Annotated in this window: 22 protein-coding genes; 15 read left to right on the forward strand and 7 right to left on the reverse strand. The window is 36.7% G+C overall.

Translation table 11 applies throughout. The features are described 5' to 3' along the window. Window positions 1–61: 61 nt before the first annotated feature. On the reverse strand, window positions 62–916 hold the full coding sequence (locus tag AC3WV0_RS02935; RefSeq protein WP_488843847.1) for a nucleoside phosphorylase: 855 nt from the start codon (window positions 914–916) through the stop codon (window positions 62–64). A gap of 394 nt (window positions 917–1310) precedes the next feature. On the opposite strand from AC3WV0_RS02935, the gene AC3WV0_RS02940 reads away from it, so the two are divergent. The 3 genes from AC3WV0_RS02940 (at window position 1311) to AC3WV0_RS02950 (ending at window position 7038) form a co-directional block, all read left to right on the forward strand. Next, the gene (locus AC3WV0_RS02940) at window positions 1311–3146 is read left to right on the forward strand and encodes a cytochrome-c peroxidase (RefSeq protein ID WP_488843849.1); all 1836 of its coding nucleotides are present in this window, start codon (window positions 1311–1313) and stop codon (window positions 3144–3146) included. Between the two features lie 788 nt (window positions 3147–3934). Further along, the gene (locus AC3WV0_RS02945; RefSeq protein ID WP_488843850.1) at window positions 3935–6079 is read left to right on the forward strand and encodes a PhoX family protein; all 2145 of its coding nucleotides are present in this window, start codon (window positions 3935–3937) and stop codon (window positions 6077–6079) included. 59 nt (window positions 6080–6138) lie between these two features. After that, window positions 6139–7038, forward strand: coding sequence for a leucine-rich repeat domain-containing protein (locus AC3WV0_RS02950; protein WP_488843852.1), 900 nt, complete (start codon window positions 6139–6141; stop codon window positions 7036–7038). A gap of 352 nt (window positions 7039–7390) precedes the next feature. On the opposite strand, the gene AC3WV0_RS02955 is transcribed toward AC3WV0_RS02950, so the two are convergent. Continuing rightward, window positions 7391–7714 (reverse strand): translation initiation factor, encoded by a 324-nt coding sequence (locus tag AC3WV0_RS02955; RefSeq protein ID WP_488843854.1) that lies wholly within the window; start codon window positions 7712–7714, stop codon window positions 7391–7393. Window positions 7715–7852: 138 nt separating this feature from the next. On the opposite strand from AC3WV0_RS02955, the gene gpmI reads away from it, so the two are divergent. The 5 genes from gpmI to AC3WV0_RS02980 all read left to right on the forward strand — a co-directional run bounded on the left by gpmI (window position 7853) and on the right by AC3WV0_RS02980 (window position 12719). After that, entirely contained in the window at window positions 7853–9394 is a 1542-nt protein-coding gene (gpmI, locus tag AC3WV0_RS02960) for a 2,3-bisphosphoglycerate-independent phosphoglycerate mutase (RefSeq protein ID WP_488843855.1), read from the forward strand. 141 nt (window positions 9395–9535) lie between these two features. Then, window positions 9536–10516 (forward strand): acyl-ACP desaturase, encoded by a 981-nt coding sequence (locus AC3WV0_RS02965; RefSeq protein WP_488843857.1) that lies wholly within the window; start codon window positions 9536–9538, stop codon window positions 10514–10516. Window positions 10517–10608: 92 nt separating this feature from the next. Next, a complete protein-coding gene (locus AC3WV0_RS02970; protein ID WP_488843859.1) occupies window positions 10609–11037 on the forward strand; it encodes a BT0820 family HAD-type phosphatase in 429 nt (142 codons plus the stop codon). A 105-nt stretch (window positions 11038–11142) separates the two neighbouring features. Further along, entirely contained in the window at window positions 11143–11952 is an 810-nt protein-coding gene (gene map, locus AC3WV0_RS02975; RefSeq protein WP_312901037.1) for a type I methionyl aminopeptidase, read from the forward strand. Further along, window positions 11952–12719, forward strand: a complete 768-nt coding sequence (locus AC3WV0_RS02980) for a class I SAM-dependent methyltransferase (RefSeq protein ID WP_488843861.1) — start codon at window positions 11952–11954, stop codon at window positions 12717–12719. Before map ends, AC3WV0_RS02980 begins: the two co-directional genes overlap by 1 nt. Window positions 12720–12746: 27 nt before the next feature. Here AC3WV0_RS02980 and AC3WV0_RS02985 read toward each other — a convergent pair whose 3' ends face one another. From AC3WV0_RS02985 to AC3WV0_RS02995, 3 genes are all read right to left on the reverse strand, one after another. Then, window positions 12747–13451 (reverse strand): T9SS type A sorting domain-containing protein, encoded by a 705-nt coding sequence (locus AC3WV0_RS02985; protein ID WP_488843863.1) that lies wholly within the window; start codon window positions 13449–13451, stop codon window positions 12747–12749. A 49-nt stretch (window positions 13452–13500) separates the two neighbouring features. Beyond that, on the reverse strand, window positions 13501–13830 hold the full coding sequence (locus AC3WV0_RS02990) for a DMT family transporter (RefSeq protein ID WP_488843865.1): 330 nt from the start codon (window positions 13828–13830) through the stop codon (window positions 13501–13503). A gap of 73 nt (window positions 13831–13903) precedes the next feature. Then, window positions 13904–14500, reverse strand: coding sequence for a Crp/Fnr family transcriptional regulator (locus tag AC3WV0_RS02995; protein ID WP_488843867.1), 597 nt, complete (start codon window positions 14498–14500; stop codon window positions 13904–13906). A gap of 202 nt (window positions 14501–14702) precedes the next feature. Here AC3WV0_RS02995 and AC3WV0_RS03000 point away from each other — a divergent pair, with 202 nt between their 5' ends. The 7 genes from AC3WV0_RS03000 to AC3WV0_RS03030 all read left to right on the forward strand — a co-directional run bounded on the left by AC3WV0_RS03000 (window position 14703) and on the right by AC3WV0_RS03030 (window position 22677). After that, the gene (locus AC3WV0_RS03000) at window positions 14703–14903 is read left to right on the forward strand and encodes a hypothetical protein (RefSeq protein ID WP_488843869.1); all 201 of its coding nucleotides are present in this window, start codon (window positions 14703–14705) and stop codon (window positions 14901–14903) included. 485 nt (window positions 14904–15388) lie between these two features. Further along, window positions 15389–16864 (forward strand): hybrid sensor histidine kinase/response regulator, encoded by a 1476-nt coding sequence (locus AC3WV0_RS03005; RefSeq protein WP_488843871.1) that lies wholly within the window; start codon window positions 15389–15391, stop codon window positions 16862–16864. A gap of 6 nt (window positions 16865–16870) precedes the next feature. Next, window positions 16871–20485: a response regulator gene (locus AC3WV0_RS03010; protein WP_488843873.1), complete on the forward strand. Its 3615-nt coding sequence runs from the start codon at window positions 16871–16873 to the stop codon at window positions 20483–20485. Between the two features lie 15 nt (window positions 20486–20500). Continuing rightward, window positions 20501–20866 (forward strand): response regulator, encoded by a 366-nt coding sequence (locus tag AC3WV0_RS03015; RefSeq protein ID WP_488843875.1) that lies wholly within the window; start codon window positions 20501–20503, stop codon window positions 20864–20866. Further along, on the forward strand, window positions 20867–21697 hold the full coding sequence (locus AC3WV0_RS03020; RefSeq protein ID WP_488843877.1) for a CheR family methyltransferase: 831 nt from the start codon (window positions 20867–20869) through the stop codon (window positions 21695–21697). After that, the gene (locus AC3WV0_RS03025; RefSeq protein ID WP_488843879.1) at window positions 21697–22275 is read left to right on the forward strand and encodes a chemotaxis protein CheB; all 579 of its coding nucleotides are present in this window, start codon (window positions 21697–21699) and stop codon (window positions 22273–22275) included. Before AC3WV0_RS03020 ends, AC3WV0_RS03025 begins: the two co-directional genes overlap by 1 nt. Before the next feature lie 39 nt (window positions 22276–22314). Next, the gene (locus AC3WV0_RS03030) at window positions 22315–22677 is read left to right on the forward strand and encodes a response regulator (RefSeq protein WP_042721135.1); all 363 of its coding nucleotides are present in this window, start codon (window positions 22315–22317) and stop codon (window positions 22675–22677) included. Between the two features lie 68 nt (window positions 22678–22745). Here AC3WV0_RS03030 and AC3WV0_RS03035 read toward each other — a convergent pair whose 3' ends face one another. Continuing rightward, the gene (locus AC3WV0_RS03035; RefSeq protein ID WP_488843880.1) at window positions 22746–23045 is read right to left on the reverse strand and encodes a hypothetical protein; all 300 of its coding nucleotides are present in this window, start codon (window positions 23043–23045) and stop codon (window positions 22746–22748) included. Window positions 23046–23208: 163 nt separating this feature from the next. Beyond that, window positions 23209–25389, reverse strand: coding sequence for an outer membrane beta-barrel protein (locus tag AC3WV0_RS03040; protein WP_488843882.1), 2181 nt, complete (start codon window positions 25387–25389; stop codon window positions 23209–23211). Window positions 25390–25428 lie beyond the last annotated feature (39 nt).

The following is a 25428-nucleotide window of genomic DNA, read 5'->3' on the forward strand; positions in this document are numbered from 1 at the left end:
ATGGGAAAAGGATTTCAAATTTGAAATCCTTTTCGTTATTATTTTCTATTAAATATAAAATCTACTTAATGATTCTCTCTAAAACCCATTCAATTAACTTTTTCTCTGAAGTATGATGATCGGCAGAGAATTCTCCGCGTCTTCTGTTAGCAATCACATTGTTTACGGTGATGGCTTTATGACCTAAAAGTTTTGAAAAAGCATAAATAGCGGAAGTTTCCATTTCAAAATTGGTAATACCAAGATCATTTAAGGTCTCCAGGAACTGATCATCTAAAGATTTTAAACGCAATTGTCTTCCCTGTGGAGCATAAAATCCCGGGAAGGTTGCCGTATTTCCGTGATATCTGGCATCTTTATACAGGTTTCCCAGTTCTTCAGACCATTCTGAGAAATAAAGCATCGGCTTAATTGTAGAATATGGAAACTTTTCCAGAAAGTTTTTTGAAAACTCATTTTCAAATTTATAGTCCTGATAAAAATTCATCAATCCATCCAGTCCCACCACATTTTGCGTGACCAGCATATTATCTACCTGAACATCCGGATTTACACTTCCGCATGTCCCCATTCTGAACAGTTGCAGGCTGGAATGTTCGGTTTTAAATTCTTTATGTTTAAGATCGATATTCACCAGAGCATCAAGCTCGTTCATGACAATATCAATATTCTCCGTACCGATTCCGGTAGACATTACCGTGATTCTTTCACCACGTAATTTTCCTGTATGCGTGTAAAATTCTCTTTTGTTTTTACGGATTTCAACCGTGTCAAAATATTTTGAAACCTTCGCAACGCGGTCCGGATCTCCTACAAGAATGATCTTTTCAGCAATATCTTCAGGTAAAAGATTAAGATGATAAACACTTCCGTCATCGTTCAGAACAAGTTCTGAAGCAGCAAGTTTATTAAGCATATTATGTTTTTATTTGAATTAAAAATCTGAATTAAATCTTCCCCAAATCTCCTCCTTCATTAAAAAGATAGTATAGAAACGGATCATTTAATCATGAATGTGATTTTGGGTTTTAAAATTAATAAAAATTCTCATAAGAGCCTGTTTTAAAAGGGCCTAATTTTTACCTATATTTTAACATTAAGAAATTTAGTTTTAAAGGATTTACTTAATGCATCTTAATAAAAATCAATGTATTTGATTTCTTAACTTTTATATTTTGAGTTTGCTTAAATTTTTAATGTTAAAAATATACGTAGAATATTAAGTAGAACGTAAACATTATTTAATTCAAATTTAAAATTGTGGTAATCTCATAATGCTTTCCTATCCATAGTTTTGCGCAAAAAATGAAATGAAGTTTTATCCGTTGGCTGTTATTATTATGTTGCTGGGCATTGCCGCAATGTCTTTTAATCCTGTGCAGAAGGGCGTTGAAATCGAAAATTCCACAATCACAAAAGGCTTAACGGATTTTAAAACAAAACTTGATCATTTAAAATCAGATGCTTACCGCTTTTCTGAAAATAAAATATCCCTTGAAGATCTCCGCAAAACATTAAAAGAGACAAGAAACGCTTTCAAGGAAATAGAATTCTACGTTGCCTACCATTATCCCGAATTCACCAAAACACATCTCAATGCAGCTCCCTTATTTCATATTGAAGCGGCGGGTACAACTTCCTACACACTTCCTCCGGAAGGTCTCCAGGTTTTGGATGAACTGATATTTTCCGACGAAGCAGAAGAGAATAAAGAAGAAATTAAAACAATCACTGATTTTCTGTTTAACAGCTATGCAAGCTTTTATTTAAGTTCAGTAAAAAATGGATTAAGCAAGGGAAACAATAAGACTTTGCCTTTAAGAATCGAACTGATCCGGATATACAGTTTAGGTGTCACCGGTTTTGATACGCCCGGTTCCCTTAATATTTCCGAAGAGGCCCGCCACGCTTTTTCAGGGATAAAAAAATACATTAATGATGATTCCTATTTTAAAAATTATAATACTGAAAAGGCCGATCAGTTATTGAGTTCAGGAATACAATATCTTTCAGTTCATACCGATTTTGAAACATTCGACCGGATAGAATTTTACAAAAAATATATCCAGCCTTTGTACAAAGAACTCGGAAGCTGGGATGGAAGAAGCGATGATCTCAAAGAATTTTCCGGTTGGAATGCAGGAAGCACAGAATTTTTCAGCAGTGATTTCCTCGATCCCTACTTTTATACGTTGCTGAAAAAAGAAGAAGACAGTGAAGCCCTAAGAAAACTGGGAAAACAGATTTTCTATGATCAGGCTATCAGTGACAATGGAAAAATGAGCTGTGCCACGTGCCATCTTCCCGAAAATGCGTTCACAGATCTGAAGGCAAAATCCCAAAGCAATGTCGATGGAAAAACCGTATTGAGAAATTCGCCTACATTATATAACGCTGTTTTTGCCAAAAGATTCTTTTATGACCTGAGAGCTTTTTATCTCGAACAACAGGCGGAGCATGTGATCTACAATAAAGATGAATTCAATACCAGCTACGAAAATATCATTAAAAAATTAAAGTCTAAACCGGAATACAAGAAAGCCTTTACAACCGCTTTCGGAAAAAGTGACATCAGCCGCGAGCATTTTTCTAAAGCGCTAAGTTCATATGTTGCTTCATTATATTCTTACGAAAGTGATTTCGATAAATTCATGAGAAATGAAAAGGAAATCTCTTCCGATGCCCAAAAAGGATTTAATCTGTTTATGGGAAAAGCCAACTGCGCTACGTGCCACTTTGCAACGAACTTCTCTGGATTGGTTCCGCCATTCTTTAATGAAAATGAATCTGAAGTGCTGGGCGTAACCGCAAAACCTATTAATCAAAAGCCTATTGAGCTCGATGCCGACAAAGGAAGAATAAACAGTCCGGTAAGAAAAGAAAACTCATGGATATATGAAAACTCTTTCAAGACGGTTACCGTAAGAAATATTGCTCTCACAAAACCATATTTCCACAATGGAGCTTTCAATACGCTGGAAGAAGTATTGGATTTCTACAACGAGGGCGGGGGAGAAGGCCTGGGTTTAAAAATGAAAAACCAGACCCTCGATTCCGAAAAGCTGAATCTCTCAAAGACTGAAATTAAGCAAATCATCGCATTTCTAAATTCACTTACCGATATTAGTAAAACGAAGGTTAATTAATGATACATACCTAAGATTACATAGTAGTGTATCCAGTTATTTTCGTCACTTCGAGTAGATTTTGAAAAAATCGTATCGAGAAGTTGGACTGCCTATCGGTAGCACCCATAAGTTCTCGATACATTTTTCTCCGCTTCACTCCAAAAAACACTCGAACAGACGGACGCACATTCATCTCCATTTTAGCTAGATATAAAGAACATTTACCTATTGCAAACCGATTTTAATCATATGTAAAACGCCATTTACTTGCTGCAAAGCCATATTCACCTTGAATAATCACCATTAATCTATTGCAAATCGATTTTAATCATATGCAAAACGGTATTAACCTACTGCAAACAGCTATTTACCTTGCGTAATTGACATTAACCTACTGCAAAACGTCATTTACCTGGTGCAAATCAACTTTAACCATGTGAAGTAAGCTTTTATTCATGAAAAACATCAATCATCCAGGTGAAGTAGACAATAATCCACATGAAGTAAGTAATAATCCTAGTGAAGTATGGTTCAGCCATATTCTAAAACAATTTCATTCAACCTCAATATCATCCACCCATGAAAATCTCAGATTTTCATTCTCATGTGTTCTTTATTTTCAATGCTATCAAAAAAACTAATATGGCTTATGCGTTTTAAAAAAAGATCAGTTAACACACGCTTAACTCCATTAACATTAAATTTTCCATTAATTAATATTGGTACAGGTTTATTTAAACTCCTATTAATAGGCAGTTCACAGTAAAAAAATAGTTTTGCTACGTCTTAATAAATCGAAATTTAAAATGAAAAGAAAACTACTAACAGTTGCAGCCCTTGCAATGGTCACAGGTTCATTACTGAATGCGCAGACTTTTATCTTCAACAAGAATTCCTCATGGAGATATAACGACACCAATACCGCACTGGCTTCACAATGGAAAAATGCCAACTATGATGTATCCGGATGGTCGCAGGGTAACGGACCGCTGGGGTATGGCGATCCTGTAACAACCACTATGGCTGACGGGCTTATCACAGCTTATTTTGCTAAAGATTTTACCGTAAATCTTGATGACCTGTCATCAGATATGGAATTGGGAGTAATGAGAGACGATGGTATTATCGTTTATCTTAACGGTGAAGAGGTAGTAAGAGACAATATGCCTTCAGGAGCTGTCGATTTCACTACCTGGTCAAGTACGACCATCAGCGGTTCTGCAGAAAATGTATATAATGTTTTTACAATTCCTAAGTCTAAATTTGTAAACGGAAACAACAGAATCTCTATAGAGCTTCACAACAGAGGCGCCGAAAGCTCGGATCTGAGAATTGATGCCTATCTTAAGACCACAGCTACAGTGAATCCTGTTTCCTGCAATGCCGCTCATATCAGCTGCTTCACGTCTATCGTGCCGACTGCTCAAACCGGAAAACTGATTATCCCTGCTGAACATAAATATCAGTTGATCCTTAAAGAAGGGGACAGCTATACCGAAGGAGGAGGATTGGTAGGTGGATTAAATGACTTCACAGCATATGTTGCGAAAAACGCAAGCAGTACCAACGGTTATCTTTCCGTAAACCATGAAACAAATCCCGGTGGTGTTACGATGGCGGAAATCAACTATAACCCGACTACCAAGCTTTGGCAGCTGACAAGATCCAGAGCGGTAAGCTTCTCTGCGCCGAGCCTTGTACAGACCATCAGAAACTGTTCGGGAGGAATTACCCCTTGGGGAACCATTATTACAGCAGAAGAGCAGACTACTTCTAATGACGTGAATGCAGACGGAATGAAAGACTACGGCTGGCTGGTAGAAATCGATCCGGTAACGGCTCAGGTAATTTCGCAAAATACGGATGGATCTAAAGGAAAACTTTGGCAGATGGGGATCATGAATCACGAAAACGTGGTGATCAACAATGCCGGAACCACTGCCTATTACGGTGAAGACGGTGGAACGCATATGGTATATAAATATGTAATGGATACGCCGAACAATCTTTCTTCAGGAAACCTTTACGTATTAAAACTGGATCAGGGATTAAGTGGAGGAGATCCTGTAGCAACAACCGCAACATGGATTCAGGTTCCTAACAAGACAAAAGCAGATCAGAACAACACACCATCATTGGCACAATCTCTTGGAGGAACTTCTTTCAACGGAATTGAAGATGTAGAAATCAGTCCGATTGATGGTAAAATCTATTTTACTGCTAAAGGATTGAATAAAGTATACAGATTGAAGGACGACGGAATGACAGCTTCCCAGGTGGAAACTTTCGTAGGAGGCCTTACAACAAACTATTCTTTTAACACTGCCGAGGGAACAAAAACCGAAGCCTGGGGAGACGGAAACGACAACCTTACTTTTGATGAGCTTGGAAATCTTTGGGTGCTCCAGGATGGTGGCAAAAACTACATCTGGGTAGTTGCCCCGGATCATACGCAGGCCAATCCTAAAGTGAGATTATTTGCTTCCATGCCGGCAGGTTCGGAACCGACAGGTCTTACCTTTACACCGGATCATAAATTTGGATTCTTCTCTGTTCAGCACCCGAATTCTACGATTTCCACAGATGTTGATGCTACAGGAAACACCATTGATTACAGAGGAAAATCTGCAACCGTAGTCATCGCTCTGAAGAACAATTTAGGAACAGCCGGAACATTGGGAACAATCGATACCCATGCTGAGAATACAGTAACTGTAGCGCCAAATCCTACCTCGGGAATCGTGAAAATTAATTCTCCGAAAGGATTAAAGAATATTGCAGTAACGGCTTACAGCATTGAAGGGAAGATCGTTTTCACCCAGAAATATTCAGGGTTGAACAAAATGTTAGACCTGGATTTTACAAAACAGCTTGAAGCTTCAAGAGTATTGATTTTAAATATTGAGGCAGAAGGAGGATTCCAGCAGACAGTAAAACTGTTGAAAAAATAAATTATTAATATTTATACAGCTGCCGGTGATATTATATTGCCGGTAGCTTTTTCTATTCTATGAGAAAGTTATTTTTTTCTATTTTGCTACTTATCCTTTCACTGGTAAAAGCTCAGATTGATCCAGTGAAATATCCTACTTATACCAATATTGATGAAGCGCTGAAAAGCGGGAAAACCATATACAGCATGAGTTTCCGTGGGAAAACGATGTTTAATCTTCCTTCCGAGATTCAAAAGCTGGATTCCATTTTCTTCCTGAATTTAATGGAAAATAAGTTTGAGAAAATGGATGAATCAATTTTTAAACTGAAAGAATTATCGATATTAAATCTGAATGAAAACAGCATCAAATATATTCCCGATGAGATTGCAGAACTTCAGAAACTGGAAAGCTTTTCCATTAATTTAAACAACCTGACAAGCATCAATCCTAATCTTGCAAAACTTCAGAAATTAAAAGTCATTCATCTTGATGCGAACAATCTGAATGTTTTTCCGGAGGCTTTATTAAAAATTCCGAGTCTTGAAGAAATTAATTTACAGGGAAACCAGATCAGTTTTATTGCGAAAGATCTTGATGAAATCAGAAATTTAAGATCCTTAAACCTTGCGGCCAATCAGCTCAACGATTTGGGCGAGCTGGAATTTCCGAAGCAGTTAAAATACCTGGAATTACAGCAGAATTCCATCAGAAAACTTCCTGACGGTTTATTCAGGTCAAAAAATCTTGAGTTTTTAAATGTCAGTCAGAACAATATCCAGGAAATTTCTCCCAAAATAAAAGGATTAAAGAACGTTGTTAGCATGAATCTGGCAAACAATAATCTGAAAGATCTCCCCAATGAATTTTCAAAGCTGAAAAATCTTAAAACATTGATATTAACCGGAAATCCGATGGAAAAAGCAACCATTGAAAGATTGAAAAAAATAATGCCGGAGACGCAGATATATTTTTAAATATGAGCTGTGAAATTGTGATGTATTTTTAACGCGGTGTACGCAAAGAATTTATTATAAAGATTAATCCTTAATCCGTTCGCAAGGGCATTTCATTCAGCAAATGATAGTGAGAAAGAAAGCTTTGTTAAAGTAGGAGAGGTAAGATTTCAAAATTGGTTTTAAAGCAATGTTTGCAAAGAAAACGAGTATAAGTTTTTTAATTTTTCGGTCTATTCATGAAATCTTTAACTATAAATTCCGCTATCATTTGCTGAACGAAGTGCCCTTGCGATCGAAAATATACGCAATCATTTCAATTCAAAGCTTTGCGATCCTTGCGTTTGAAACAAAAGGCTTTAGTAAAACAAACCTATCCACCAACTCTTTTGGTTTTATATCCCATTTCTTTAAGGATATTCATGATCTTATCACGATTATCCCCCTGAATAATGATCGTTCCATCCTTTTCAGAGCCACCGATTCCCAAGGTGGTTTTTATTTTTTTTGATATTTTCTTAAGATCTTCTTCACTTCCTTCCCAACCTTCAACGATGGTTACGGGTTTACCGTTCCTGCCTTTCTTCTCAAATTTGCAGATAAGCGGTTCTTTTTGTTTAAATGCTTCTTCAGGCATTTGAAAATCCTGCTCCTCATGATCAGGAAAAAGGTTTTTTAGTTGATCTCTTAAGTCCATATCGCAAAATTATAAATATTTATCTAAACTTTCTCTCTATAAAGTTCTGCGGAAATTGATTTTAAACAAATTTTAAGCCCTTCAATTCTTCAATTCATTTCAAAATAGATAAATTTGTAATACAAAAGTTTATACAAAATGTCAAAAAAAGCAATATTAGCAATCCTTGACGGATGGGGATTGGGAATGAATCCGGACGTTTCAGCCATTGACAAAGCAAACACTCCATTTATAGATAACTGTCTTAAAAATTTTCCGCATACTACGCTTGAAGCAAGTGGACTTGCCGTAGGATTGCCTGCCGGACAAATGGGAAATTCTGAAGTAGGACATATGAACCTCGGTGCAGGAAGAGTAGTCTACCAGAATCTTGTAAAGCTGAATATGGCTGTTGAAAATGGTTCATTGGGTCAACAGAAAGTCATTCAGGATGCATTTGAATATGCTAAAAGAGAAAACAAAAAACTTCACTTCATAGGGCTTGTTTCCGATGGTGGTGTGCATTCACACATCAATCACCTGAAAGGTCTTTTAACCGCTGCTCATGAATTCGGATTACACGAAAACGTTTTTGTTCATGCTTTCACTGATGGCCGTGACTGTGACCCGCATTCCGGAAAAGGATTTATTGAAGATCTTCAGCAGCATATGGAAAAAACAGTGGGTAAGCTGGCTTCCGTAGTGGGAAGATATTACGCCATGGACAGGGATAAGCGATGGGAGCGTGTGAAAATTGCTTATGATGCGATGGTAGAAGGCGTAGGAGCTCAGACGACCAATGCTTTACTGGAAATTCAGAAGTCGTATGACGAAAATATTACTGATGAATTCATGAAACCGATCATTATGATCGATTCTACAGCCATCGGAAATGTAGTTCCTATAGCTAAAATCACTGATCATGATGTGGTGATCTGCTTCAATTTCCGTACAGACAGAGGCCGTGAAATTACAGAGGTCCTCACACAACATGACCACCCGGAATATTTCATGAGAAAGCTGCCATTGTATTATGTGACGCTGACGAATTATGATAAAACCTTCCAGAATGTACATGTGGTTTTTGATGAAGAAGTTCTGCATGAAACCATGGGGGAAATTTTAGAAAGAAATCAAAAAACACAGATCAGAATTGCAGAAACAGAGAAATATCCTCACGTAACCTTCTTCTTTTCAGGAGGAAGAGAAGAACCCTTCAACGGGGAAAAAAGATTGCTTTGCCCAAGCCCTAAAGATGTTCCGACGTACGATCTTAAACCTGAAATGTCTGCCTACGATATTACCAATGCCATCGTTCCGGAACTTGAAAATGAAACAGCAGATTTTGTATGTTTAAATTTTGCCAACACTGATATGGTGGGTCATACAGGTGTTTTTGAAGCGGCTGTAAAAGCGGCAGAAACGGTAGATAAGTGCATTGAAAAAGTAGCGACTACTGCTTATGAGCATGGGTATGCCGTTTTCATTCTGGCTGACCACGGAAATTCTGATGTCATGATCAATCCCGATGGTACGCCGAATACCCAGCATTCCACGAATCTTGTTCCTTTTATTGTGATGGATAAAGACCATAGCTGGAATCTCAAGCCTGGCAAACTGGGCGATGTAGCACCAACCATCTTAAAGGTCATGGGAATTGAAATTCCTGAAATTATGACTGGAGATATATTAGTGAGCTAATAATAGAATATTAAATATTAATTGCCGTTATATTATTGTGACGGCAATTTTTTATGACTAATATCAGAAGAATTAACAGAATATTATGTCTTAAATAATAAATAAAACTCTAAATTTGCAAATTAAACCTAAATTTAAAAAATGTATCAAAAGCTTGTAAGGAAAGAAGTAATGGGAATCTTGGAAAAGGAAGTGGGCTCTTTTCTGGATAAATTTTTAACGCCGATCGAAAAGATCTGGCAGCCTTCCGACTATCTTCCAGATCCTTCAAGCAGTGAATTCAAATATGATCTGGAAGAGATCCAGACGTTTGCAAGGGAAATGCCTTACGATCTTTTCGTAACCCTTATCGGTGACTGTATTACGGAAGAAGCATTACCTTCTTACGAATCCTGGCTGATGGGCGTAGATGGCGTTGACCAGGAGCAGAGAGAAGTCGGCTGGGCACATTGGGTAAGAGCATGGACCGCTGAAGAAAACCGACACGGAGATCTTCTGAGCAAGTACCTTTATCTTTGCGGAAGAGTGAATATGAGAGAAGTTGAAGTGACGACTCAATATCTTATCAATGATGGTTTTGACTTAGGAACAAGTATGGATCCGTACAGAAATTTCGTGTATACAAGTTTTCAGGAAACGGCTACCAATATTTCCCACCGAAGAGTAGGAACTCTTGCAAAACAATCCGGTAACGGGAAACTGGCTAAGATGTGTGGCGTGATCGCAGCAGACGAGGCCAGACATGCGAAAGCCTACAAGCATTTTGTAGCCAAGATTCTCGAGATCGATCCTTCTGAAATGATCCTTGCCTTTGAAGATATGATGCGTAAGAAAATTGTAATGCCTGCTCACATGATGAGACAATCCGGGCAGAAAGCAGGAGAATTATGGGGACATTTTTCAGATGCTGCACAAAGATGCATGGTGTATACAGGACAGGATTATATCAATATTCTGAAAGATCTTTTGGATGAATGGAAAATCGAGCACGTAAAAGGTCTTAATGAAAAAGCGGAAAAAGCTCAGGAATATCTGATGAAACTTCCTTCAAGACTTCAGAAAATTACGGACAGGATTTCAACGCCTGACCTTCAGTTCCAGTTCAGTTGGGTAAAAAGTTAATTTAAATTTTAAATTATAAAAGTTAAGAGTGCCGAATTATTTCTGGCACTCTTTTTATTTGTATCTTTGCATTTTTAAAACAAATTCACAGAATGAATAATAAAAAAATTGCTGTTGACTTCGACGGGACTATTGTTGATGATGCTTATCCGGCGATTGGCAAACCAAAAATTTTTGCTTTTGAAACATTAAAAAAACTTCAGGCTGAAGGATACAGACTGATACTTTGGACATACCGTCATGGGAAAACACTGGACGAAGCTGTAGAGTTTTGCAAAAAGCACGGTGTTGAATTTTATGCCGTGAATTCCAGTTTTGAAGGTGAAATTTTTGATTCTGAAAATCAATCAAGAAAAATTGATGCTGATTGGTTTATTGATGACAGAAATCTGGGAGGCTTTCCGGGTTGGGGAGAAATCTATAATATTATTCAGGAAAGAATAGAATTCCGTGTGGAAGGAAGAGAGGTTTTGGCTTATTCAAAACTTAAAAAAGAAAAGAAAAAAGGATTATTCTGGTAGAATGTCCGATGTAATAATTTACCAATATAACAATCTGCCAATCAGAGTATACAGGACATTTTTACACTGATACACTGTTATATTGTTACATTTTATAATTAAAAAATGATTCAGTTAAAAACAATAGACGAATTACGTCTTATGAAGCAGAGCGCTCAGTTGGTTTCAAAAACATTAGGGATGTTGGCAAAAGAAATCAAACCGGGAATTACCACTTTGTATTTAGACAAACTGGCACATGATTTCATTAAAGATCATGGTGCAGAGCCTGCATTTTTGGGATATGGAGGATTTCCGTATTCATTGTGTATTTCACCAAATGAGCAGGTTGTTCATGGTTTTCCAAGTAAAGAGGAAATTAAAGAAGGAGATGTTTTATCCGTGGATTGCGGTGCTGTTTTAAATGGTTTTGTAGGGGACCACGCTTACACTTTTGAAATCGGTGAAGTAAAACCTGAAACCAAAAAGCTTCTGAAAGTAGCTAAAGAATCACTTTATAAAGGTATTGAGCAATGCATCAGAGGAAAAAGAATCGGCGATATTTCTCATGCGATCCAGGCTCATTGTGAAAAAGAAGGATATGGGGTAGTAAGAGAACTTGTAGGACATGGAGTGGGAAGACAAATGCATGAAGATCCGCAGGTTCCTAATTATGGAAGACAGGGAAGCGGAAAGGTGATTAAAGATGGCCTGACAATCGCTATTGAGCCGATGATTAATCTGGGTACCGAAAAGGTAAAATTTCATAACGATGGCTGGACGGTTACGACTCTTGATAATCAGCCTTCAGCACATTTTGAACATGATGTGGCAGTAATTAACGGAAAACCAGTATTGCTTTCGACCTTCCAGTATATTTATGATGCATTAGGTATTGAAAGTGACGAAGAGAAAGCTTTTCAATTGGATTTTTAATGAAAAAGGTTGCCAAACTTTTATTAAATAAAATTCCACGTCCTATGCTGATTAAAATAAGCATCTGGGCGCGACCTCTTATTTATCAGCTTTTTAAAGGTGACCGTTTTGTTGATCCTATCGACGGGAGATCATACAGGAAGTTTCTTCCTTATGGCTATGGAAAACAAAGGGAAAATGCTTTGTCGCCGGGTACTTTAAGCCTGGAAAGACACCGTCAGATGTGGCTGTATCTTCAAAATGAAACTGATTTTTTCATTAAAAATTACAAAGTTCTTCATATTGCTCCCGAGCAGGAATTTCTTCGCAAATTTAAGAGAATGCGAAACCTGAATTACATTTCTGCTGACTTATATTCTCCTATTGTTGATGTGAAAGCAGATATTCTGGATCTTCCTTTCGAAGACGAAAGTTTTGATATTATTTTCTGTAATCATGTTTTGGAACATATTGAAGATGATGCAAAAGCCATGAGTGAGCTGTACCGCGTATTACGGCCCGGAGGATGGGGAATCTTGCAGGTTCCCATGAAAAATTCTCTTGAAAAAACGTATGAGGATTTTACAATCAAAGATCCAAAGGAACGTCAGAAGCATTTCGGCCAATATGATCATGTACGCTGGTACGGGATGGATTACTTTGACAGATTGCAGAAAGCAGGTTTTGAAACAGATATCAACTTCTATTCACAACAGTTTTCTGATGACGAAATAATAAAATATGGCCTGAGAAAAAATGAAATTCTGCCTTTGGTTTATAAAAAATAAAAATGTCTCCGATTATGGAGACGTTTTTTATTCTTTAATAAATTTCTGAGGTTTTTTTCCTTGCACAATCAAAAAATATTGACCTTTAACAATGCTACCTATATCAATACTAGTTTCCTTTCCAGATGTTTTTCCTTCAAAAATCACATGCCCTGTGACATCTACGATTTGAAAAGAAAGTCCTTTTTCTAAATTTTTTATCATAAGTTTTTCCTTAACAGGATTTTGTGAAATCAAAAAAGGATCTTTTCCGGGAACTTCTTTGTTTTCTAAGAAAAAGCTGTTGTAATAAATTTTATCACCGTTTACACTGTCTGTAATAATGAGCGTTTTACCAGAACCATTTACAATAACCTGATAGTTAAATACATGACCAATAGGTTTTCCATAAAAGTCACAATTCTTCTGGTCATAGACCTGTACGGCGGCCATATTATTTCCCCAATAATCTAACAGTGTACATCCTCCTGAACTTGTTTTTGAAAATGAGTCTGCTGTCGTAGAAAATGTAATAGGTACAGCGCTTGAGTTAACATATTTAGAATTAAAAACGTAATTATCACTTACAAACATGAATTCAGACGGCTGAAGTGATTGATCCATAACTGGAGTCGCAATTGTTTGCGATCCTATTAAAATCTGTGAAATATACCAATTGGTATTCAATAATTGGGAGGTATTTTGTGCAGATATTAAAACGCCCGCCAGTAGAAATAGTAAAGCTTTTTTCATAGTTATTAATTATTCACGAAGATATTAAAATTATTTGTTCAAATTCAACTTAATGTGAAGAAACTGCTTTCAACCCGATAACGGAGCCAATCAGTGTTATAATAAAAAATATTCTCCAAAAGCTCACCGGATCTTTAAAAAAGAAAATTCCCATCAAAGCAGTTCCTACAGCACCAATTCCCGTCCAGACCGCATACGCAGTACCGATGGGCAATGTCTGTGTCGCTTTAATAAGCAAAAGCATACTGATTGTAAGGGAAATCAGAAAGCCACCAAACCAAAGATACATGGTCGTTCCGGATGTTTCTTTTACTTTTCCTAAACATGATGCAAAGGCTACTTCAAACAGTCCGGCAATAATTAAGATAATCCAATTCATATTTTTAATTTTCTGATGCAAAGTTCAGAATTTAAAAAACAATTCAGTCAATACAGAATAAAGAAATATTAAATCAAATATAAATTTTCCGGTTGATAATTTTCAGAAAATCTTCTTTTTCAAGTTTTTTAATGGTACGGATCACTGTTTCTACCCGTAAAGCTGTTATGGATGCGATCTGCTGTCTTGTAAGCGGCACCTCAAAAGAAAATTTGGAGCCGTCATCGCTGAAACTTTTCTGATAGTTAAGAGCACCTTTTATGCGGACATCGGGGCGTAGGGAAGCATTGTTTTCAAGCATGATATACTTCTGATAAAGACGTTCTGACAAAAATTTATTGATATCCCTCGAAATCTGCGGATTTTCATCAAGAAGCCTTACAAAATCTGCTTTTGGCAATTTCAGCACAGTTGTTTCCTCAAATGCAATGGCATTCACCGGATATTTTTCATCTATGAACAGTAAAAGCTCACATACACTTAAACCTTTGCTTAAAATAGCAAGAATAAGCTCTTTGCCTTCAATATCATAATGATTTAGCTTTATCCTGCCTTTTATAATCTGATAATAATATTTTGGAGTACTATTTTCTTCAAATATGACATGTGAAGGCTTAAAATCTTCTGTTTCCGCTCCGTAAGAGAGTAAAAGTTCTTCTTCAATTAACATAAAAATATATGGATTTTGTTATACAGCAGGTAAAACACATACTGTATTTAAAACAATCACATGATTAAATGATCATTATGATTTAGATCATAAAGATAGGTAATAAAACCTTATGTTTAGAAAATTACATCATTACTTGTGATCCTTGTCATAAAGTCAGCATGGATTATTTAATAAGTTTGAAGTAATCAAAATTTTAAATATGAAAAAGATCGTTCTTTCAGTGGGTATTTTATATCTGCTTTCAGGTTGTACAAAGTCCGAAACACAGTATACCGACCAGAATAACAAAAGAGAAAGTGTAAACAATCCGGAATCCGACACCATTAACACGTTGGAACAACGATCGGATACTTTGCAGGTACAGGATAGTATTAAAGAAGTGCCAATGGATAACGAATAATTTATTCTACACCTTAAGAAATTAAATAAGATTGCTGTCGATAAAAGATCTTAGACTCCACATTCTGATAGAAGTTAATAAATCAGAATTAATATTAAACACCAATTACCAATGAAAACAAGTAGTTTAAAGTATTTTATAGATATAAAACAATAAACCTCTGAAAATACAGAGGTTTAAAAATTGAAAGTATATATTTAAGTGAAAAAGTGTTGTCAATCATTATTCAAACACTGTGCCGTGAATAATAATCTTAAGAGAAAAATATGTGGTGTTTTTTTAATTTTTGTTAATGTTATTTCTAAAATATTGATTTAGTGGAATAAATATTGCTGCGTGTTTAGAAATTTTTTTTAACCTTAAAATATATTCATATTAATATGGTATGTGTATTTATAATCGTGAAAACATTAGTGTTTTTCGGAATATTGTGAGTATTTTTGAAGTTAAAATAAATATAATTAATTATTGATTTTTAAATTTCTATGATCTTAATTGTTGATGATAATCAGAGCAACCTTTATTCCCTGAAAAAACTGCTGGAATCAAAAGATTTTCAGGTAGATACAGCCGATTCTGGTGAGGAAGCATTGGGAAAAGCATTGAAAAATGATTATGCTTTAATTATTTTAGATGTACAAATGCCTGATATGGACGGCTTTGAGGTTGCAGAAACACTCGCAGGTTACAGCAAAACAAAAGAAGTACCCATTATATTTTTATCTGCTGTAAATACGGAAAAGAGATTTATTACCCGTGGGTACGCTTCGGGAGGAAAAGATTATGTGACTAAGCCCGTAGATCCTGAAATTCTTTTACTTAAGGTGAAAACGTTTTATAACCTTCAGGAACAGAATCTTGCGATGAAGAAAACACAGCAGAGCCTGGAGCTTGAAGTGAAAGGAAGGAGAGAGTCTCAGGTGACTATGAAATCTCAAATCGATCATTTTCATCTGATGCTGGAATCCCTGCCTCAAATTGCTTTTACCCTTACCGAAAATGGTACCGTAGATTTTGTGAATTGCAAATGGTATCAATACTCCAAATCTGCAAAAGAATTCCCGGAAACTCATCCCGATGACTTTAATATCAGAGAAGAATTTGAACGGTGCAGAAAGAAAGGGACTGCCCTGGAATTGGAAATCAGAATCAAGAACATTGAGTCAGGAAATTACCGATATCATCTTCTTCGTGTAACACCTGTCTATGACGGAGATATTATCAAAAACTGGGTAGGAACTTTTACTGATATTAATGATCAGAAAAAAGTTGAAAAGGAAAAGGATGAATTCCTGAGTATTGCCAGCCATGAATTAAAAACACCTTTAACGAGTATCAAGGCGTACGTCCAGCTTCTAGAAAGAAAACTGAAGCTGGATAAAGAAAGTGCCGAAGCAGGTTTTGTTACCAAAGTTCAGGATCAGATCGAAAAACTCAATACACTGATTACCGATTTGCTTGATGTTTCCAAGATCGAAAACGGCAAATTAAAGATCAATAAAAAACCTACCAATCTGGAAAATGTTATCAGCAATGCCATCGATACCATTCTTCAGACCCATGATGAAAACCGTGTTAAAATAAAAAGAGACGGCATCAGGCCCGATATTCTTATTCCACTTGATGAGATCCGTATAGAACAGGTTCTAATCAATTTTTTAACAAACGCTATCAAATATTCTCCTAAAAACAACCAGGTTATTGTAACCACTTTTGTTGACGAGGAAGAGCAGGAAGTAAAAGTAAATGTCACTGATTTCGGGATTGGAATTCCTGACTTCAAACAGGAAGCTGTTTTCCGCAAATTTTACCGCGTAGAAGAATCTTCGCTGCAATTCCAGGGCATGGGAATAGGTTTATTCATATGTTCAGAAATCATCAAACAGCACCATGGAAATATTGGTGTCTCCAGTAAGGTAGATGAAGGATCTACGTTTTATTTCACATTACCATTAAATTAATTTTCAATGCCGAAAAAAATCATAAGAAATCTTCAGGTTGGAGTAGGACTCTCTTTAGTTATCCTTATTGCAAGCTCAATTGCATCGTATGTAAGTATACAAAAACAGATGGAAAACCGCGAAAGCCTTTCAAAAAGCAGAAGAGCCATTACCGCAGTAAAAGATGTCCTGATCTCTTTACTGGACGCCGAAACGGGTAACAGAGGGTATCAGCTGACCGGCAGAGAAAATTTTCTGGATCCGTTTAATCGAAGCCTGATCGAGTTTCCTAAAGCTATTGAAAGTGCTAAAAATTTAGATATAACTGATAAAAGCCAGCTCAGTCGTCTTCATCATCTTGAAAGAAATGTTAATACCAATATTTCAAATCTGAAACACTTTGTAGACAACAGGAAAAAAGGAATTGCAATGACTCAGGAACAGGTTCTTTCGAGTAAAGTCTATATGGACAGATGCCGGAAGATTGTTCAGGAATTTGTACAGTATGAAGAAGTTCAGCTTGCATCGAAAAATAAAGATCTGAACAAATCCTCCAATACTACTGTCTTATTCATTATATTTTCTGCCATTGCCGCGATTGTTGTCACAACATTCTTTTATCTTAAATTAAGAGCAGACCTTATCAGGAGAGATAAATTGGAAAAAGCGCTTCAGGCTAAAGATATGGAGATCAGCAGACGTGTAAGCGCTATCCAACAGATTGCCAACAGAGTAGCCAACGGAGATTACAGTCAACGGGCTATCGATAATTCTCAGGATGATCTGGGAGATTTGGCAGAATCATTAAATCACATGACAGAATCCCTGAAAATATCTTTTGATAAAATAAATGCCAGCGACTGGCGCCAGAAAGGATTAGCCTTGCTTAATGAATCATTGATGGGCAATAAATCTGTGCAGGAAGTTTCTGATAATGCACTTCACCAGATCATTGAATATGGAAGATGTATCAACGGTTCACTTTATCTGTATGATGAAGGTTTGCTGAAATTAAAGGCTGCTTTCGGTCTTGAAAATAATATGAAAAGGATATTTGAACCGGGAGAAGGAATGGTTGGTCAGACGTTTATCAGTGAGAAAACACAGGTTTATAACAATCTTCACGAAGATGATTTTGTTGTGACGTTTGCAAGCAGCACCATAAAGATTTATGGAATATTATTGCTTCCTGTTTTTGCTGACGGTAACATCATAGGCGTACTTGAATTAGGATCTACGCATAATTTTGATGAAAGCAGAATAGATTATTTTATAGAATGTACCAGAAACATAGGCGTTGCATTAAGTGCAGCCAAAGGTCGTGAAAAAGAACAGCAGCTTCTGGAAGAGACCCAGGCGCAATCTGAAGAATTGCAGGTACAGCATTCTGAGCTTGAAAACCTGAATACAGAACTTGAGGCACAGACTCAGAAATTGCAGGCCTCCGAAGAGGAGCTTAAAGTACAGCAGGAAGAACTGATGCAGGCCAATGCAGAACTGGAAGAACGCTCAAGATTACTGGAAGAAAAGAATCACCTGATCGCCGAACGGAATAATGAGATCCAGAAAAAAGTTGAAGAACTTGCTTTAAGTACAAAATATAAATCGGAATTCCTGGCAAATATGTCTCATGAATTGCGTACACCACTGAATTCAATTCTTCTGCTGTCTCGTCTGATGGCTGAAAATCCTGAAGAAAACCTGAACGAAGATCAGATAGAATCAGCAAAAGTTATTCAGAGTTCGGGAAGCAGTTTGCTGACGTTGATTGATGAGATCCTGGATCTTGCTAAGATTGAATCCGGTAAGATGACACTCGAATATCAGGAAGTGCCAATCGGCGATATTGTGAAAGATCTGAAAAGCTTGTTTAATCCTATCTTCCAGGAAAAAAGGCTTCAGTTTAATGTACAAATTGATAATGATCTGGATAAAACGATTGAGACCGACCGCTTACGTGTTGATCAGGTTTTAAGAAATTTATTGTCAAACGCCTTAAAATTTACAACAGAAGGAAGTATCAATTTAGATATTAAGAAAGATCCTAAAAAGAAAGATTTTATTATTTTCTCGGTGAAAGATACAGGAATTGGTATTGCCGAAGACAAGCAGAAAATTATTTTTGAAGCATTCCAGCAGGCAGACGGCTCCACCAGAAGAAAATTCGGAGGTACAGGTCTTGGCCTGTCGATCAGCAGGGAAATTGCACGTCTTTTGGGTGGTGAGCTTACATTAGAAAGTAAGGTTAATGAAGGAAGTGAGTTCAGCCTGATTATTCCGGTGAGGGCAATTGCAGAATCTGAAATTGAGCATATAGAAACAGATCAGGATCTTGTGGAGATCATCCGCGAAGATGTCGTGGAAATAAAGAACATCCTTGATGACGGAGAAGAAGAATATTATAATAATATTACGCTGGAAATCCCTGAAAATGTAGCAGACGACAGAGAAAACATCAAGGATGGCGATAAAGTAATTCTAATCATTGAAGATGACACCAATTTTGCCAAAGCATTGCTGAAATATGCCCGCATGCAAAATTATAAAGCAGTAGTGGTCGTAAGAGGAGATCATGGTCTTTCAGCAGCACTGAAATACCGTCCGCACGCGATTTTGCTGGATGTTCAGCTTCCTGTAAAAGACGGATGGCAGGTAATGGATGATCTTAAATCAAATCCTGAAACCAAGCACATCCCGGTACATATGATGTCTGTATTGCATGTGAAGAAGGAAAGTCTTATGAAAGGCGCTATTGATTTCATCAACAAACCCGTAGCACTCGATCAGATGACTGAAGTGTTCAGAAAAATTGAAGAAGTACTCAGCAAATCTCCGCAAAAAGTTTTAATTGTTGAAGAGAATGCAAAGCATGCCAGCGCATTGTCTTATTTCCTTGGTAATTTCAACATATCATTATCGGTAGAGAATAACGTGGAAGATAGTGTGAAAGCTCTTACGGCCGATCATGTAGATTGTGTAATTCTGGATATTGGATCCTTGAAAGGAGATCAATATCAAATCATTGAATCAATCAAGAGCTATGATGGCCTGGAAAATCTTCCGATCATCATATTTACGGAACGGAATTTGTCTAAGTCAGAAGAATTAAAAATAAAGCAGTATGCTGATTCCATCGTAGTAAAGACGGCACATTCTTACCAAAGAATTCTGGATGAAGTAGGATTGTTCTTACATCTTGTCGAGGAAAAAAATAACTCTATTGAAACCGTAAGAAGTAAAACACTGGGATCTTTAACGGAAGTATTGAGTGGCAAGAAAATACTCATTACTGATGATGATGTACGCAATATATTCTCTCTGACAAAAGCGCTGGAGAAATATAAAGTGGAAGTGGTGGTTGCCATGGACGGAAAACACGCCTTGCAGCAGATAAAAGAACATCCTGATGTAGATGTTATCTTAATGGATATGATGATGCCGGAAATGGACGGCTACGAAACGATAAAGCAGATCAGGAAAATGCCAATGTTTACGAGATTACCGATTATTGCCATCACCGCAAAATCGATGATCGGAGAACGTGAGAAGTGCATTACTGCAGGGGCTTCAGATTACATTTCGAAGCCTGTGGATATAGATCAGTTATTGTCCTTGCTAAGAGTTTGGTTATATGAAATTTAAACAGCTAACATTCTGATGAATAAAAAAGTTTTAATAGTGGACGACGATCCGCGAAATATATTTGCCCTCAAGCTGACCCTTAAATCAAAGGGATATCAGATTGAAAGCTGTACAATGGCACAGGAAGCTATTGATATTCTGAATAAAGATAATGATTTCAGTGCTGTGCTTATGGACATGATGATGCCCGAAATGGACGGCTATGAAGCCATAAGAATAATAAGAGAGACACCTTCCATCAGCGAAGTGCCTGTGATTGCCGTGACGGCACAGGCGATGCCGGAAGACAGACAGAAATGCCTGGATGCAGGGGCGAATGATTATATATCAAAGCCCATCGATGTGGATCAGTTAATTAAAGCACTACATAAATTACCATAAATGCTGGAGCCTAGTATCATAAAAGATGAGGAGGTAGAATACTTGATTAAAGATGTTTATGATATGTATGGCTACGATTTTTCCGAGTACAGCAGGGCGTCGTTCAAACGCAGGGTAAACCGTATATGCCTTATCGACCGTTTTACCAGCTTTGCTGAGCTTCGGTATACCATTCTCAATGATCCGGAATATCTGAAACGTTTTATCGAGGAAATTACGGTAAACGTGACGGAAATGTTCCGTGATCCGTTATTTTTTAAAGCTATAAGAGAAAAAATTCTGCCTCAGTTGGGAACTTATCCTTTAATAAGAATATGGGTAGCGGGCTGTTCTACAGGGGAAGAGGCATATTCTATAGCGATTCTGTTGAAAGAAGCCAATCTTTACCATAAATCGCTGATATACGGTACAGATCTCAATCCTTCGGTACTGGAAACGGCAAGATCAGGAGTATTTCCGCTACAGCAAATGAAATTATATTCCGAAAATTATATTGCGTCAGGAGGGAAAAAAGATTTTTCGGATTATTATACTGCAAACTATGACAGTGTAAAGTTCGATAAAAGCTTACAGGAAAAATTAATTTTATCAACCCATAATCTGGTTTCAGACAGCTCTTTTAACAGCTTTCAACTAATTATCTGCAGAAATGTTCTGATCTATTTTGATCGGGGCCTGCAGGAAAGAGTTTTCCGATTGTTTGATAATAGTTTAGAAAATTTAGGTTTTTTAGCATTAGGAGCGAAAGAAACACTAAGATTTTCTAAATTAGATGAAAATTATCATCAGGTCGACGATCAGCGAATATGGAAAAAATTGGATCATAATTAATGATATTGAATAGAGAAAATATAAAAACAGAATTAATAATCATCGGAGGTTCTGCAGGAAGTCTTCAGGTCATTCTTGAAATGATCAAAAAACTTGACGATAAAATAGCCGTGCCCGTTTTATTGGTATTGCATCGTAAAGCGCATTCTAACAATATTCTTCAGGCACTGCTTCAGCAGCTTACCCCTTTGGAAGTTATAGAAATAGATGACAAAACAGAGATTGAATCCAACAAAATATACATTACCCCCGCAGATTATCACCTGCTTTTTGAAGATAAGAAAACAATGTCGCTGGACAGTTCCGAAAAAATGAATTATTCACGTCCGTCAATTGATGTCACTTTCAAATCGGCAGCTGAGATCTTCCAGGAAAATCTTATCGGAGTCCTCTTATCAGGGGCTAATGCTGACGGGGTAGAAGGACTTTCATATATTAAAAAAAACGGAGGAAAAGTATGGATCCAGGATCCTAAGACTGCTGAAGTAGATTATATGCCAAGACATGCCGTTGAAGAAGTAGCATATGATATGATCATTAAGCCCAAAGATCTGCCAACATATATCAATCAATTATAGAAAATAAAAAGAGTAAATCCCTAACAATTACGTAAGAATATGAACAAAAAGAAAATCCTGATTTTTGATGACGACACCACTATCCTTGAAGTGATCAGCATCATTTTTGAAGAAAATGGTTATCAGGTGGAAATTTCAGAAACCTCACATGATATTTTGGAGAGAGTGGCTCAATATAAGCCTGACGTTATTCTTATGGATAACTGGATTCCAAAAATCGGTGGGGTGGAAGCAACAAAACTCCTGAAAAATCATGAGGAATTTAAGCACATTCCGGTCATTTATGTAACGGCTAACAACGATATTGTAGCGTTGGCAAAGCAGGCACAGGCCGATGATTATGTTGCCAAGCCATTCAACCTTGAAGACCTCGAGAATAAGGTAGCCAATTTTTTACAGTAAAAACGATGGAAAAAGATCTACCAACTTAATCAGCAATACAAATCCCGGTAATTTTTTACCGGGATAAATTATGTTATTTGGATATGTTGTGAATCTGAATTCTGTAATGATTTCAATTTTGATTTAATGAAATCCCAACTGCATTTTTCGTTGTTTATTTCGGTTATTAATGAAGTTAAAAAGAGCTTTAGTCCTGGCCTCGACAATATTTTCTGTGTAAAAGTAGGTGCTATAATCGGTTTCTTCGAGACGATATTTTCTGTGAATGTATATTCTTTTTCCAAATCTATATCAACATTGAACTGAGATTTTATACTCTTCGTTAAATATTTTCTGATCATCTTTCTTATTTCGGCGCTTGTTGTCATCGTTTGGTATTTTTATTAATCAATATAAAATATCTGTGCCACAAATGATCTGATATGAAATATTTAGCATATTTTATTATATTTAAATCTTTACTTAAACACAAAAACGGACAATAAAGCTGTAAGCTGTATCGTCCGCTTGTTAAATGAGGAATGTTATATCTTATTTTCCGCCACCGCCGTTTTTCTCAACATCGGTTTTGGTATTCTCTTTTACTTTCTGGTTTCCGAAACGTTTTACAAACGATATGGAAGCCCCGTACCAGTCCCATTTTGAGGAACTTCTTACAAATCCTTGTTGATTATATGTTGTTGCATCATAATTTGGTCTCTGGAAAATATTCATTAGCTGAAGGCTGACTTCCATTTGCGTTTTAGGGAATATTTTAGTCACCGAAATATTGTGAAATACATTAGCTTTATTAGTGGTAGAATTTCCGTTATTCTGATTGGATATTTCCATCCATGCGCTTACATTAATATTCTTGTTGAAGAGATTGGTATAGGAAAGATTGGTGGAAGCACTAAGGTAGCTAATGTAAGGATCTCCTTTAATATCGTTTTTCGTATTAAAATCACTGTTGTCAATATAATACCAGCCAAGTCCCAGATTTACTGTAAATTTATTCTTAAAGAACGTCTGGTTCGTATTGGCATAAAGATAATATTTGTGAACTTTTCCATTGAAATTGGAAGGCTGGGTGATATTAATTGTTTGCGCTTTCCCATTAACAACAATATCCTCTTTAAGATAATCCGTCCAGTAATCCTGATCCGTATACATGTATCTCGCAGAAATAAAATATTTCTTTAAAATCCCGAGTTTCATGTAAAGCCTGTCACTTGGGTTAGGATCCAAATCAATATTTCCCCGGCTGTAAATGCCGTTGGTATTTGGCGTCATAAAAGGATTGAACTCTGCATACCACGGTCTCCAGATATTACGGTTGTATGTTAAGCTTAAATCATATTTATCAGAGAATGTATATTTCAGCAAAATATTAGGGAGGAAGGTTCCGTAAGAATCTTTTCTTGAAGCTCCCGCAATATCCTGGCGCATTTTGTAATCAATATATTCGTAACGAAGCCCGATTCTCGTTTCAAGCTTTTTGAAAAATGTTCTGCTGTAGTTGGCGTACACTGATGTAATATTATCTTCATAATGGAAAACATCATGATCACTTAGTCCGCTCAGCATATTTCCATATAAATTATTCGGCACAACGTTATTGTTAAAATTTATTTTTGCTCCGACTTCGAAATTTGCGCCTGATTTTCCTAAAGGCTGTGTGTAGTCGATCTTTGCATAATAATTTCGATTTTCTGTGTCTGTGAAAACCCCAAGATTCTCAATACCGTCGCTACCAACCGGTGCAGGAACAGTATTTCTTACAAAATAACTATCTTCTTCCTGCCCGTAATAATTGGTCCCAAGATTTACATCCAGAATTCTATTTTTTTCTTTATCATACCATTTATAAAAAATATTGGTCCCCAGGTTACGGTTAAGCCCTGTTGAATTCTGGTTCTGATCGAAAGAACTTTTGAAAACATTATTAAGATAATCACTTCCGCTGGCTTCGGAGTTGGAAGTTGAATTACTCTGGTAATATTCAAGGATGACACCCACGGTATTTTTGTTGTCGATCTCAAATTCTGATGTGGAAGATAAGGACGGACTTTTGCTTCTTCCAATCACATAGCTGTCGATCTGGTTTGTAGAATTGTCTGCATACCAAGAATAAAAACTTGAATCTTTCTGAACATACGTATTGTCACTGTAGCTGCCGATAAGCGTTTGAGTAAAATTCTTTTTGTGATAATTTAGATTAAAATTGGTGTATTGTGAATTTTTTGTATTCTGTCGGTTGTTGAGCGTTACACTTCCTTTCAGTCCTTCATCATCACGCTTTTTCAGGACAATATTAATGACGGTTCCCGTTGCCTCATACCGTGAAGAAGGGCTGGTGATCACCTCAATTTTCATGAGATTGTCGGCTGGAATTGTCTTTAGATATTCTTTTAATTCCTTACCTGTGAAAACAGATTTTCTGTCGTTGATATAAACGGTTACCGATTCTCCTTCCGCTTTTATCGCATCATTGTTGTCAATACTTACAAGAGGCGTCATTCTTAAAACATCCCATGTCGTATTTCCTGCCAGGATCGAACTGTTGGCAACATTAAATACAGTACGGTCTACTTTAGATTCTACAGTGGGTTTTCTTACGGTTAGCGTTACTCTTTCAATTTCCTTCTCTTTGGATTTTATGGTATCTTTTTCTGTTTGTGCAAATGTCAGAATTCCTGCCAGTAAGGCAATGGGTGTCAAAATGGTTTTCATTTAAAACTAGGTTTTACATATAAGACACCTCGAAGTGTA

The sequence above is a fragment of the Chryseobacterium sp. 27AL genome (genome assembly GCF_057815395.1).